At 66.2% G+C, this 11,994-nt stretch carries 13 protein-coding genes and 1 tRNA gene; 7 read left to right on the top strand and 7 right to left on the bottom strand.

Going from position 1 to position 11,994, the window contains the following annotated elements; genetic code table 11:
- Positions 1-421, top strand: a 421-nt coding sequence (locus tag QZ281_RS06800) for an aldo/keto reductase (protein ID WP_292226318.1), incomplete at its 5' end; no start/stop codon positions are given.
- 112 nt (positions 422-533) lie between these two features.
- On the opposite strand, the gene QZ281_RS06795 is transcribed toward QZ281_RS06800, so the two are convergent.
- From QZ281_RS06795 to QZ281_RS06780, 4 genes are all read right to left on the bottom strand, one after another.
- Positions 534-2,726, bottom strand: coding sequence for a 3-hydroxyacyl-CoA dehydrogenase NAD-binding domain-containing protein (locus tag QZ281_RS06795; RefSeq protein ID WP_292226315.1), 2,193 nt, complete (start codon positions 2,724-2,726; stop codon positions 534-536).
- 17 nt (positions 2,727-2,743) lie between these two features.
- A complete protein-coding gene (locus QZ281_RS06790; RefSeq protein WP_292226312.1) occupies positions 2,744-3,949 on the bottom strand; it encodes an acetyl-CoA C-acetyltransferase in 1,206 nt (401 codons plus the stop codon).
- A 254-nt stretch (positions 3,950-4,203) separates the two neighbouring features.
- Positions 4,204-4,425, bottom strand: a complete 222-nt coding sequence (locus QZ281_RS06785) for a hypothetical protein (RefSeq protein ID WP_292226310.1) — start codon at positions 4,423-4,425, stop codon at positions 4,204-4,206.
- Positions 4,426-4,481: 56 nt separating this feature from the next.
- Positions 4,482-5,717: a PQQ-dependent sugar dehydrogenase gene (locus QZ281_RS06780; protein ID WP_292226307.1), complete on the bottom strand. Its 1,236-nt coding sequence runs from the start codon at positions 5,715-5,717 to the stop codon at positions 4,482-4,484.
- A 195-nt stretch (positions 5,718-5,912) separates the two neighbouring features.
- Here QZ281_RS06780 and QZ281_RS06775 point away from each other — a divergent pair.
- From QZ281_RS06775 to QZ281_RS06765, 3 genes are all read left to right on the top strand, one after another.
- A tRNA-Met gene (locus QZ281_RS06775) sits at positions 5,913-5,989 on the top strand.
- Between the two features lie 37 nt (positions 5,990-6,026).
- Positions 6,027-6,605: an NUDIX hydrolase gene (locus QZ281_RS06770; RefSeq protein ID WP_292226304.1), complete on the top strand. Its 579-nt coding sequence runs from the start codon at positions 6,027-6,029 to the stop codon at positions 6,603-6,605.
- 68 nt (positions 6,606-6,673) lie between these two features.
- The gene (locus QZ281_RS06765) at positions 6,674-6,982 is read left to right on the top strand and encodes a hypothetical protein (protein ID WP_292226301.1); all 309 of its coding nucleotides are present in this window, start codon (positions 6,674-6,676) and stop codon (positions 6,980-6,982) included.
- Positions 6,983-6,993: 11 nt separating this feature from the next.
- On the opposite strand, the gene QZ281_RS06760 is transcribed toward QZ281_RS06765, so the two are convergent.
- Positions 6,994-7,674: a TlpA disulfide reductase family protein gene (locus QZ281_RS06760; protein WP_292226298.1), complete on the bottom strand. Its 681-nt coding sequence runs from the start codon at positions 7,672-7,674 to the stop codon at positions 6,994-6,996.
- Positions 7,675-7,747: 73 nt separating this feature from the next.
- Between QZ281_RS06760 and argH the strand changes: the two genes are divergently transcribed.
- Genes argH through lysA form a run of 3 tightly spaced genes read left to right on the top strand, consistent with a single transcriptional unit; the run spans position 7,748 to position 10,629 of the window.
- Complete coding sequence (gene argH, locus QZ281_RS06755) at positions 7,748-9,112, top strand: argininosuccinate lyase (protein WP_292226321.1); 1,365 nt, start codon at positions 7,748-7,750, stop codon at positions 9,110-9,112.
- A complete protein-coding gene (locus QZ281_RS06750; RefSeq protein ID WP_292226296.1) occupies positions 9,109-9,351 on the top strand; it encodes a hypothetical protein in 243 nt (80 codons plus the stop codon). The genes argH and QZ281_RS06750 overlap by 4 nt, the downstream gene beginning before the upstream one ends.
- Positions 9,352-9,354: 3 nt before the next feature.
- Positions 9,355-10,629 (top strand): diaminopimelate decarboxylase, encoded by a 1,275-nt coding sequence (gene lysA / locus QZ281_RS06745; protein WP_292226293.1) that lies wholly within the window; start codon positions 9,355-9,357, stop codon positions 10,627-10,629.
- A 96-nt stretch (positions 10,630-10,725) separates the two neighbouring features.
- On the opposite strand, the gene QZ281_RS06740 is transcribed toward lysA, so the two are convergent.
- Positions 10,726-11,259 carry a phosphoribosyltransferase family protein gene (locus tag QZ281_RS06740; RefSeq protein WP_292226291.1) on the bottom strand — a complete coding sequence of 178 codons (534 nt, stop codon included), beginning with the start codon at positions 11,257-11,259 and terminating at the stop codon, positions 10,726-10,728.
- 18 nt (positions 11,260-11,277) lie between these two features.
- Positions 11,278-11,994, bottom strand: a 717-nt coding sequence (locus QZ281_RS06735; protein WP_292226287.1) for an FxLYD domain-containing protein, incomplete at its 5' end; no start/stop codon positions are given.

Raw genomic sequence — 11,994 nt, 5'->3', positions numbered from 1 at the left:
CTTTCAAGGGCCGGACTCTAGCTCCGCGTGGAGGAAATTCTCAGGGGCACGTCAGGAGGACTGCGCCTCCAACCAGCTGCTCTATAATCTGGGCGCGCGCGGGGTGGAGTTCGACCTGCTGCCGTGGATGCAGTCACGCGACATGCCGATGATGGCCTATTCGCCGCTGGGTCGGGGCGGCCTGCTGGAGCATCCGCTGATCGTGGACATCGCTGATCGCCACAGCGCCTCGCCCGCTCAGGTCGCTCTGGCCGCTGTGCTGAGGAATGACGGGATCATCGCCATTCCCAAGGCCAGCAACGTGGAGCACGTCGAGGCCAATGCGGACGCGCTGGAGATCCAGTTCGATCTGGAGGATCTGGAACGGCTGGATCAGGCTTTCCCCCCGCCAACGCAGGAAACCCCGCTGGAGATGATCTGACGCCCCACACCGCCGTCATCCTCGGGCTTGACCCGAGGATGACGGAGTTCAGGCAACAGAAAAGGGCCGGGATTGCTCCCGGCCCTTTGCATTTTCAGTCTTCAGGCAGCGATCAGGCCGCCTTCTTCTCCGGCGCGAACTTGCCGTAGAAGGTCTCGTTCTTGGCGGCCATGTCGCGCAGCAGCTGCGGGACCTTGAAGCGGTCGCCGTAGGCGGCGGCCAGACGGTCCGCCGTCTCGACGAACTTGGCCAGACCGATGCCGTCGATGAAGCTGATCGGACCGCCCGTCCAGGGCGCGAAGCCCCAACCCAGGATGGCGCCCAGATCGGCCTCACGCGGGTCGTCGATGACGCCCTCTTCCCAGCAACGGGCCACTTCGACGGCCTGACGATACAGCAGGCGCGTCTTCAGCTCGTCGATCTGGGCAAAGGCGGTCGGCTCCTCGGGCTTGTCGATGCCCTTGGTGGTCGGCGCCAGCTCGGACAGACCCGCCCAGATCGTCTTGGGCTTGGTGTCGTAGTCGTAGAAGCCCTTGCCGTTCTTGCGGCCGTACCGTCCGCCCTCGACCATGGTGGCGACGATCTTCTCGCCTTCGTTGGGGACATATTTGTCGCCCAGGTCTTCGCGGGTCTGTTTGGCGATCTTGTAGCTGAGGTCCAGCGCCACGTCGTCGTGCATTTCCAGCGGACCGCGCGGCATTCCGGTCATGCGGCCGATATTGTCGATCAGGGCCGGGCCGTAACCCTCTTCCAGCAGCGCCATGCCTTCCATCAGGAAGGTGGAGAAGCAGCGCGAGGTGTAGAAGCCGCGGCTGTCGTTGACGACGATCGGCGTCTTCTTGATCTTCAGCACATAGTCCAGCGCCTTGGCGATGGCGGCGTCGCCGGTCTTTTCACCCAGGATGATCTCGACCAGCATCATCTTGTCGACAGGCGAGAAGAAGTGGATGCCGATGAAGTCTTCCGGGCGAACCGAGGCTTCGGCCAGGCCGGTGATCGGCAGGGTCGAGGTGTTGGAGCCGAAGACGGCGCCCTCAGCCAGTTGCGCCTCGGCGCGCTTGGTCACGTCGGCCTTGATCTCGCGGCTTTCGAACACGGCCTCGACCACCAGATCGGAACCCTTGATCAGGTCATAGTCCGTCGTCGCCGTGACCAGGGCCAGGGTGGCGTCGTACTTGTCCTGGGTCATCTGACCGCGCGACAGGCGCTTCTTCAGCAGTTCCTCGACGTGGGCCTTGCCCTTGTCGGCGGCTTCCTGGCTCTGGTCGATCAGCACGGTTTCGATGCCGGCCATGACCTGAACATAGGCGATGCCTGCGCCCATCATGCCCGCACCGATGACGGTGACCTTCTTGGGGTCCGACTTGGGCACGCCCGCCGGACGCACCGCGCCCTTGTCCAGTTCCTGCTTGGACAGGAACAGCGAACGGATCATGGCCTGGGCCTGCGGCGTCATCAGGGTCTTGATGAAGTAGCGGGTCTCGATGCGCAGGGCGGCGTCGATCGGCACCTGGGCGCCTTCGAACACGGCCTTCATCAGGTTCACCACGGCCGGATAGTTGCCGTAGGACTGTTTGCGCAGCATGGCGTTGCCGACCATGAAGTTCTGGATGCCCGCCGGATGGAAGGGGCCGCCGCCGGGCAGTTTGAAGGACTTTTCGTCCCACGGCTGCACAGCCTTGCCGCCGCCCTTGATCCAGGCCTTGGCGGCCTCGACCGACTGACCTTTTTCAACGACTTCGTGGACGATGCCTGCGCCCTTGGCGTCGTTGGGGCGGAAGGACTTGCCTTCGCTCATGGCCATCATGGCGTTCTGCACGCCGATCAGGCGCGTCAGGCGCTGGGTGCCGCCGCCGCCGGGGAACAGGCCGACCTTGATCTCGGGCAGGCCGAGCTGAATCTTGTTGTCGTTCTCGACCACGCGGTAGTGGGTCGCCAGAGTGAACTCCAGGCCGCCGCCGAGCGCCAGACCATTGATGGCCGTAGCGATGGGCTTGCCCAGGGTTTCCAGCGCACGGAAGGCGCCGTTCAGCTTCCAGCCAGCGTCAAACGCCTTTTGCAGGTCGCCGCCGCCCGACAGGACGCCGCCAGCCATATCGCCCAGGTCCGCGCCTGCGCAGAAGCCCGAAGCCTTGCCCGAGGTCAGGACCGCGCCCTTGATGGCGTCGTCGGTCTTGATGCGTTCGACCAGTTGCGGGATTTCCGCCATGACCGAGCTGGTCAGGGTGTTCATCGAACGGCCCGGCACGTCGAAGGTGACGAGCGCGATACCGTCTGCGTCGACGTCGATCTTGAAGTTTTCCATAGTCTATCGCTCCCGGATCAGACGCGTTCGATGACGGTGGCGGTGCCCATGCCGCCGCCGATGCAGAGGGTGACCAGAGCGGTCGACTTGTTCGAGCGTTCCAGCTCGTCCAGGGCGATGCCGGTGATCATGGCGCCGGTGGCGCCCAGCGGGTGGCCCATCGAGATGCCGCCGCCGTTCACGTTCATCTTGGCGTGGTCGATGTTCAGGGCCTGCATGTAGCGCAGGACGACGGCCGCAAAGGCTTCGTTCAGCTCCCACAGGTCGATGTCGTCGGGCGTCATGCCCAGCTTGCCCAGCAGTTTGCGGGTCACATACTCAGGACCGGTCAGCATGATCGACGGCTCCGAGCCGATCGAGGCGCCGCCCAGGATCTTGGCGCGCGGCTTCAGGCCCAGGGCCTTGCCGGCTTCCAGCGAACCGATCAGCACGCCCGCCGAACCATCGACGATGCCCGACGAGTTGCCGGGGGTGTGGACGTGGTTGACGCGCTCGACCTCGGGGTAACGCTGGCCGATCACGCCGTCGAAGGCCATCTCGCCCATCATGGCGAAGGACGGGTTCAGTGCGCCCAGCGACTGCATGTCCGAGTTCGGACGCACGGTTTCGTCGCGGTCCAGAATGGTCAGGCCCAGCTGGTCCTTGACCGCGATGACCGAGTTCTTGAAGCGGCCTTCGGCCCAGGCCTTGGCGGCGCGCTTGTGGCTTTCCACCGAATAGGCGTCGACGTCGGCGCGGCTGAAGCCGTATTTCGTGGCGATCATGTCCGCCGACACGCCCTGCGGCACGAAATAGGTCGGGAAGGCCGAGGACGGATCGGTCGGCCAGGCGCCCATGTCCGAACCCATCGGCACGCGGCTCATGACCTCGACGCCGCCGCCGACGGCGAAATCAGCCTCGCCGGACTTCACCTTGGCGGTGGCCATGTTCACGGCTTCCAGACCCGAGGCGCAGAAGCGGTTGACCTGAACGCCCGCCGTATATTGCGACCAGCCTGCGGTCAGGACGGCGGTGCGGGCGATGTCGGCGCCCAGCTCACCCACCGGGGTGACGCAGCCCAGGATCACGTCGTCCACCTTGGAGGTGTCCAGATCGTTGCGATCACGCAGGGCTTCCAGGACCTGAGCGGCCAGCGAAAGGCCGGTGATCTCGTGCAGCGAGCCGTCCTTCTTGCCTTTGCCGCGCGGGGTGCGGACGGCGTCATAGATATAGGCGTCAGCCATGAGGATGCGTCTCCAATGAATGGACGGGTCTAAGCTCGCACGCCAAGAACCCTACGTTTACGTCAACGTCAAGTAATAAGCCATGTGATGCGGCGCCATGCCCCGTCCGCCCGGCACGTAAAAAAGCCTCCGCAGCAAAACGCGCGGAGGCCTGACTTGTTCGTGATGAAAAACGCCGCGTCGGCGGCGCGCACGGAATGGGGGATCAGCGCCCATTCAGCAGGAGCGCCGACCTCGCATCCGAACGGGATCCGTCAACGCGACGGAATACGCGAAGCGCCGCCGGTGATGGTGCAGGCATATTCCGTTTCTGGACGCCCGGTCTGAAGTCCCGTCGGCGTCAGGATGCCCTGACGTTCGGTGCAGGTCTTCTCCAGCGCGTTCATGTCTTTCTGGTACTGACTGACGCCGCCGGTGGTGCCGCACGCCGCCAGCAAGGGTAAGGCGATCATGGCGGACACAATAAGAATACGCATGGCTGCTCCTGCTTCCTGAAACGCGATGCGTTCCAACACCCCCCGGCGGCGCCAGATTACTGCGCCAGAGACAGCCTGACCAGCTTGCCGTTCCGTTCATCCGAGATTGCCCAGACAGATCCGTCCGGCCCCACGGCCACGTCACGGATGCGCTCGCCCAGATCGCTCAGCAGGCGTTCCTCACCCACGACGCGGTCGTTCTGGATCACCAGACGGGCGATGTGTTTCTCTCTCAGGCCCGCAACCAGCAGATTGCCGTTCCAGCCCGGGAACATCGCCCCCTCATAGAAGGTCGCCCCGCCCGGCGCGATGACCGGGTCCCAATAATAGACCGGCTGTTCGGCGCCCGGATGCTGGGTCGCGCCCTCACCGATCGCGCCGCCCCCATATTCCACGCCGTAGGCGGCGTCCGGCCAGCCGTAGCTCAGACCCGCCTTGTCCAGATTAACCTCGTCGCCGCCCTGAGCCCCATGCTCCACGGTCCAGACCGCGCCTGTGCCGGGCTGGATGGCGACGCCTTGCGCGTTACGGTGGCCAAAGCTCCAGATTTCAGGCCGCGCGCCCGCCTGTCCGACAAACGGATTGTCCTGCGGCACCGAGCCGTCGGCGTTGATGCGGATCGTCTTGCCCAGGTGCGAGCCCAGATCCTGCGCCTGCGGCCGCATCGGCTTGTCGGAGCGTTCGCCCACAGTGATGAAAAGCGTGCCATCGGGCGCAAAGGCCAGGGACGAACCGAAATGCTTGTCGCCGTCATAGGTGGGCTGGACGCGGAAGATAACCTGGACGTTCTCGACCCGGCTCAGATCGTCCGACAGCCGCCCGCGCGCCACTGCCGTGCCATTTCCACCCTGACGCGGCTCGGCATAGCTCCAGTAGATCAAACGGTCCTGCCCGAAGGTCGGACTGGTGATGACATCCAGAAGGCCGCCCTGACCGCGCGCATCAACAGCAGGCAGACCCTGAACCGGGTCGCTGATCTGACCCTCAGCCGTCACGACGCGCAGACGCCCGGGCTTTTCCGTCACCAGCCAGCGTCCGTCCGGCAACAGGGCCAGACCCCACGGATTCTGCAGCCCCTCGGCCACCACCGTATGCGTCAGCCGCGCCTGGGTCACCACGCCGGGCGCGCGGGTCTGACCGGCGAAGGCCGGTTTCTGGTCAGGATTACTGGCGGGACGCGTCTCCAGCGGCGCGCCCGTCTGGACCGGAGCCCCGGACGATTCGCCATTGGCGCCGCAGGCGGCGGCGAGGACAAGCAGAGAGGTCGAGGCGGCGACGGCGATCAGGCGCATGACAGGGCTCCAGACGGGGTTTAGGCGGGATTTTCAGATTGGTCTGAAAACTGAAGCTTCAGGGTTAGCGTTCCCGATCCTGCACGTCTTGCGCTCAATCGCCGCACAATGGCGCGCAACACGACTTGAACCGGACGCGCGGCGGCGATATAGGCACGCCTCTTCCGCGCGGACCGATCCGGCGGTGGGACCCTTGGTTGGGTAGCTCAGATGGTTAGAGCGGTGGATTCATAACCCACAGGTCGGCGGTTCGATCCCGCCTCCAACCACCACCTCCCCCTTTTCGCCATTCGTGCTAAGTCGCGCCGCATGGCCAAACTGATCGCTACCGACATCCTCTATAAAGGCTGGTCCACCCTTTATCGGGCGACCATCGAACTGGACGACGGCGTGCGTCTGGCGCGCGAGGTCGAAGATCATGGCGCGGCTGTCGCCGTCCTGCCCTATGACCCGGAACGGCGCGTCGCCCTTCTGGTGCGCCAGTTGCGCAATGGGCCGCTGGTGGCGGGCGCCGATGAACCCCGTCTGCTGGAAGCCCCTGCCGGTCTGATCGATTCGGGCGAGGACGCTGCCACCGCCGGTCGGCGTGAAGCCATGGAGGAAGTCGGCGCGCGGACCACCGAACTGGAGCCGCTGGGCGTGACTTTCTCCTGCCCCGGCGTCTCGACCGAACGCATCAGCCTCTATCTGGGCCAGTATGGACAGGCCGATCGTGTCGCCGAGGGCGGCGGCCTGGCCTCGGAGCATGAGAATATAGAAGTGGTCGAACTGCCTCTGGCCGAGTTGGCGCGTCAGGCCGATGCGGGTGAGTTGCAGGACCTGAAGACCCTGGCCCTGACGCTGCACCTGCGCCTGCGCAGACCGGACCTGTTCGACGCTGAAATCTGAGGCGCGCAACCGGGATCGCCGCACCGCGTTATCCGCCGCAGACTAAAGTCCCGCACGGAGATACCAAAATGCCCCTGCGCACCCCCGCCACGATTGCGGCGCTCGCCGCCCTGACCCTGGGCGCGGCCGCCTGCACCCAGGCAGAACAGAACAAGGCCGAAAGCCAGGCTCATACGGCTGCCGCCGAAACCAAATCCGCCGCCGCTCAGGCGGGTGAAGTGGTCGAGTCCGGCGCCATGAAGGCGGCGCAGGCCGTTGAAACCGGCGCTGGCAAGGTCGCCGACAAGCTGGAAGACAACCAGGCCAAGGCCGCCGCCGAAGGCAAACCCGGCGCGGTTGATCCCGCAACCGACCAGCGCGTGCCCGCCAAACACTAAAGAGGCTGTGTTCAGGCGGCGGGCGCCTCGACGCCCCCCGCCGGACGCCCTTCGGCCAGAAGGGCGTCGATCAGGGCGTGCGCCTCGGCGCTGTCCCAATCCGTTCCGCCCGAGAAGACGGCGCGAATACGCCCCTCACGGTCCAGGAAGATGGTGCTGGGCATTGCGCCCTTGCCCGGAAACTCGAACGGCAGCTGGAAACGCATGTCGCTGTAGAAGGGCAGAGGCGTATGGTCGGCCATGAAGCCCTTGGCCTGCGTCACCGCGTCCGGCGTCGCATCAACATTGATCGGCAGGACGATCAGGTCCGTATCCGCCCGATAGGTCTTGGCCAGAGCCGCCAGGGTCGGCATCTCCTCGCGGCAGGGGGCGCACCACATGGCCCACAGATTGACCACCACCACCTTGCCCCGGAAGGCGTCGAACCGCACCGCCGTGCCATTGCGGTCGCGGAACATATATTCGGGCGCCGGTTTCAGCTCGGCAGGCGTCTGAAGCGCCGCCAAAGGCCCCACGGCATAGCGCGACAGCTCGCTTTTCGGTGCTTCTGCCGTCTTTGCGGCCTCAGAGGCTTGCGTGTCCTGCCGATGATTGGCGTATAGCGACATCGCCATTCCCCAGGCGCCGGCGACCGTGCTGATCAGCACGATCGCGCCGATGCCTGCCCAGATCGCCTTTCTCGAGCCGCTCATGACTGAATCCACCTCTGCCGACGCCAAACAACAAGGCGGATCGACTGCGCCGGTCCGGCCTGCGGGTCAAGACATGTGGGGGGGTCGCTTTTCGTCGCGCCCCGCCGAGATCATGCAGGCGATCAACGTCTCCATCGGCGTCGACCAGCGCCTGTGGCGTCAGGATCTGGCCGGTTCGCGCGCCCACTGCCGGATGCTGGCCAAACAGGGCATCCTGCAACAGGCCGACGCCAACGCCATTCTGGGTGGACTGGACGCCATCGAATCCGAAATTCTGGACGGCACATTCCCCTTCCGCGACCAGTTCGAGGACATCCACATGAATGTGGAGGCCCGTCTGAATGAGCTGATCGGCGAACCGTCGGGGCGCCTGCACACGGCCCGCAGCCGTAACGATCAGGTGGCGCTGGACTTCCGCCTGTGGGTCCGCGACGCCTGCGACCGCTCCGTCGCCCAGTTGAAAGGCCTGCAGGCCGCCCTGCTGGACCGCGCCGAACAGCACGCGGGCGACCTGATGCCGGGCTTCACCCATCTTCAGACCGCCCAGCCGGTGACGCTGGGCCATCACCTGATGGCCTATGTCGAGATGTTCGGCCGTGACGCAGGTCGCTTCGCCGACGCCCGCGCCCGTATGAACGAAAGCCCGTTGGGCGCCGCGGCCCTGGCCGGTTCGCCCTTCCCCATCGATCGTCACATGACGGCGCAGGAACTGGGCTTCGAACGCCCGATGGCCAACAGCCTGGACGCCGTGTCGGACCGCGATTTCGCGCTGGAAAGTCTGGCCGCCGCCTCGATCACGGCTGGCCACCTGTCGCGTCTGGCCGAAGAGATCGTGGTCTGGATGACGCCGATGTTCGGTTTCGCCACCCTGCCCGACGACCTGACCACCGGCTCGTCGATCATGCCGCAGAAGCGCAACCCCGACGCCGCTGAACTGGTGCGCGCCAAGACGGGCCGAATCATGGGTTCGCTGGTGGCCCTGTCCACGGTGATGAAGGGCCTGCCGCTGGCCTATTCCAAGGATATGCAGGAGGACAAGCCGCCGGTGTTCGAGGCCTTTGACGCCCTGGACCTGGCCCTGAACGCCATGACCGCCATGGTCGCGGCGCTGCGTCCCAACACCGAGCGTATGGCCGCCGCCGCAGGCGCAGGCTTCTCGACCGCCACCGATCTGGCCGACTGGCTGGTGCGCGAACTGAACCTGCCGTTCCGCAAGGCGCACCACGTCACCGGCGCCGCTGTCAAACAGGCCGAGGCGCTGGGCGTGGACCTGTCGCAACTGCCGCTGGCCGAACTGCAGAAACTGGAGCCGGGCGTCACCGAAGCAGTCTACAAGGTGCTGACCGCCGAGGCCTCGTGCCAGAGCCGCCAAAGCTATGGGGGAACCGCGCCGGAACAGGTCCGCGCGCGCATCTCCGACTGGAGGAACCGCCTGTGACCCTTGCCCGCAAGACCAGCCTGATCGCCGTAGGCGCCCTGGCCCTGATGGCGTCCGCCTGCGGCCGTATGGCCGATCTGGAATCGCCACGTCCCGCGCCCGAGCGCGCCACGCGTGATCGCTGGGCCGGTCATCTGCCCGAGCCCGCCACCGTCAATCGCCCCTCCAGCAGCATGCCCATCGACGGCGGCCCCTCCAACCCGATCGGCGCCGGCGCCGCACAGAACGATCCGCGTTAAACCTTGCACCATTTTGATCTCAAGGACGGCGCCCTGCATGCCGAGGGCGTGCCGCTGGACACCCTGGCCGACGAGGTGGGGACGCCCGTCTATGTCTATTCGACCGCCACGCTGAAGCGTCATTACGGCCTGCTGCGCACCGCCGCAGACGCCCATACGGACGCGCTGGGCGAGGCCCTGATCGCCTTTGCGGTCAAGGCCAACTCCAACCTGTCGGTGCTGGCGACCCTGGCCAAGCTGGGCTCCGGCGCGGACACGGTGTCGGAGGGTGAAATCCGTCGCGCGCTGGCAGCGGGCATTCCAGCCGAGCGGATCATCTTCTCCGGCGTGGGCAAGACCGATCCCGAACTGGCCTTCGCCATCGCTGTCGGCGTGCGTCAGATCAATATTGAATCCGGCGCGGAACTGGATCGCCTGATTCAGGTCGCCGCCATGATGAACGCCAGCCCGGCCATCGCCGTGCGCGTCAATCCGAACATCGGCGCAGGTGGCCACGCCAAGATCACCACCGGCGGCAAGGGCGACAAGTTCGGCGTGCCGGTCGAGGAGGCGTATCAACTGTACGCCCGCGCCTCGGCCTCGCCCCACGTCACGCCCGTAGGCCTGGCCTGCCATATCGGCAGCCAGATCACCGACCTGACCCCGTTGGAAGCCGCCTTCCGGGTGCTGGCGGAGATGACCCACAAGCTGCGCGCAGACGGCCATGCCGTGACCCGGCTTGATCTGGGCGGCGGTCTGGGCGTGCCCTATTCGGGCGGCGTGAACCCACCTTCGCCCGCCGAATACATGGCCATGGCCGCACGTGTTCTGGAAGGCCTTGAGGTCGAGGCGGCGTTCGAGCCGGGTCGTCTGCTGGCCGCCAATGCAGGCGTCCTGCTGTCCCAGGTGGTTCAGGTCAACGAACGTTCGGACGGTCGACGCTTCCTGGTGCTGGACGCCGCGATGAACGACCTGATGCGTCCGGCCCTCTATGACGCCTTCCACGACATCGTGCCTGTGAACCCACGCGCAGGCGACGCCCAGGATTACGACGTCGTCGGACCGGTCTGCGAAACCGGCGACACCTTCGCCCGCGACCGTTCCCTGCCGCCACTTGAGGCCGAGGATCTGGTCGTCATGACCGGCGCAGGCGCCTATGGCGCGGTCATGGCTAGCGAATACAACAGCCGCCCGCTGGTGCCGGAAGTTCTGGTCGACGGCGACAAATGGGCGATCATCCGCGCCCGCCCGACCTATGAGGAAATGCTGGACCGCGAGCCCTTCGCGGACTGGCTCTAATCGTGTGGCGAGTGATGAGTGGCGAGTAACGAGACTGAGGCGCGGACTTCAACAGCCTTCTCTCGCCACTGAATACTCGCCACTCGCCACTCGAAATCAATCCATCGCGCAGATGTCGGGCAGGCCGCGCAGCGATCCTGCGTGGTCCAGCCCATAGCCGACCAGGAACCGGTTCGGCGCTTCCCAGCCGACGAAGTCAGGCTCGGGCGCGCGGGGCTTGGGCCAGGGCTTGCGGGCGAAGACGCAGGTCAGAACCTCTGACGCCCCGCCCTCCCTGGCGATCCGCACCGCCTCGGCCAGCGACAGGCCGGTGTCGAACACATCATCCAGGATCAGCACCCGGCGCCCGGCGATCGGACGCTGGAAGGGCGCATAGACGTTGATCTGGCCGCGGCTGGTCTTGTCGTCGCCATAGGATGACAGCCACAGGGCGTCGAAGCGGACATTGCGGCCGACGCGCGACAGGGCGCGGGTCAGGTCGGCGGCGAACCACAGACCGCCGGTCAGCAGCACGGCGGCGACCGTGTCGTCGTCGATGACCGGGGCGATGCGGGCCGCCAGTTCGGCGACGATGCGGGCGATGTCGTCCTCGGACAGGAGAACGGTCGGCGTCGGGGAGGTTTCTGCCATGATGCGAGGCGATAACGCCTAGCCGTGGCCCATGTCCACCGTGCGAAGCGGTTTGGCCTCAACCGGCGCCGCCACGCTCAGGCCGCCGACACCCGGAGCCGTCGCCGAACGCAGGCCGTTGGCCGCCGCCGATCCGGGCGCCGGGGCCGCCTCAGCCGGAACGGCGGGGGGCGGTCCGCGCGAGGCGTCTGCGTTCAGCACGGGCGCGCGCGATACGACCGACAGCCCATTGGCGTCCGCCTGCCGTTGCGACGCAGGCTGATTCGGTCGGGCCTTGGGCGCAGGGGAGACAGCGGCGAAGTCCACGCCGATGTCGGCGGTCGCCCCTGCCGGGTCAGGAATGACAGCTGCAAAACCCTGAACCTTGCCGGGCAGGACCGGCGCGGCGTCGATCTGAATCACCTGGAAGCCGATCTCGGCTCCGTTTTCGTCCAGCAGGGAGACACGCACGGGCGGTGCGACGATTTCCCGATCACGGACATTCCGCAGGGCGCCGGACACCACCACCATGCCGGGACTGCTGGGCACATCCTTGGCGGTCAGGGCCTCGAAATCCAGACCGACGGCGTTCACCGGCACGCCGACATTGGCGTAGGCGGCGGCGGCGCGCGGGAAGATCTCGACCACCTCCACACGGAACAGGAAGGCCGAAATGATCAGGGCGGCGAAGACGCTGGCCAGTCCGGCCCAGACGGCCCCATGGGTGGCGGCGCGGCGCAGACGGCGCTGCTGCTC

The organism is Brevundimonas sp. (assembly GCF_018608325.1).
Taxonomy (GTDB): Bacteria; Pseudomonadota; Alphaproteobacteria; order Caulobacterales; family Caulobacteraceae; genus Brevundimonas.
This window is presented reverse-complemented; position numbering and strand designations above follow the sequence as displayed.

Excerpts from the sequence above, each read along its gene's own strand:
- QZ281_RS06780 (WP_292226307.1), bottom strand. The coding sequence starts at position 5,717 with ATGCGCCTGATCGCCGTCGCCGCCTCGACCTCTCTGCTTGTCCTCGCC.
- QZ281_RS06740 (WP_292226291.1), bottom strand. The coding sequence starts at position 11,259 with ATGGCAGAAACCTCCCCGACGCCGACCGTTCTCCTGTCCGAGGACGAC.
- QZ281_RS06760 (WP_292226298.1), bottom strand. The coding sequence starts at position 7,674 with ATGAGCGGCTCGAGAAAGGCGATCTGGGCAGGCATCGGCGCGATCGTG.
- QZ281_RS06795 (WP_292226315.1), bottom strand. The coding sequence starts at position 2,726 with ATGGAAAACTTCAAGATCGACGTCGACGCAGACGGTATCGCGCTCGTC.
- QZ281_RS06770 (WP_292226304.1), top strand. The coding sequence starts at position 6,027 with ATGGCCAAACTGATCGCTACCGACATCCTCTATAAAGGCTGGTCCACC.
- QZ281_RS06785 (WP_292226310.1), bottom strand. The coding sequence starts at position 4,425 with ATGCGTATTCTTATTGTGTCCGCCATGATCGCCTTACCCTTGCTGGCG.
- argH (WP_292226321.1), top strand. The coding sequence starts at position 7,748 with ATGTGGGGGGGTCGCTTTTCGTCGCGCCCCGCCGAGATCATGCAGGCG.
- QZ281_RS06765 (WP_292226301.1), top strand. The coding sequence starts at position 6,674 with ATGCCCCTGCGCACCCCCGCCACGATTGCGGCGCTCGCCGCCCTGACC.
- QZ281_RS06790 (WP_292226312.1), bottom strand. The coding sequence starts at position 3,949 with ATGGCTGACGCCTATATCTATGACGCCGTCCGCACCCCGCGCGGCAAA.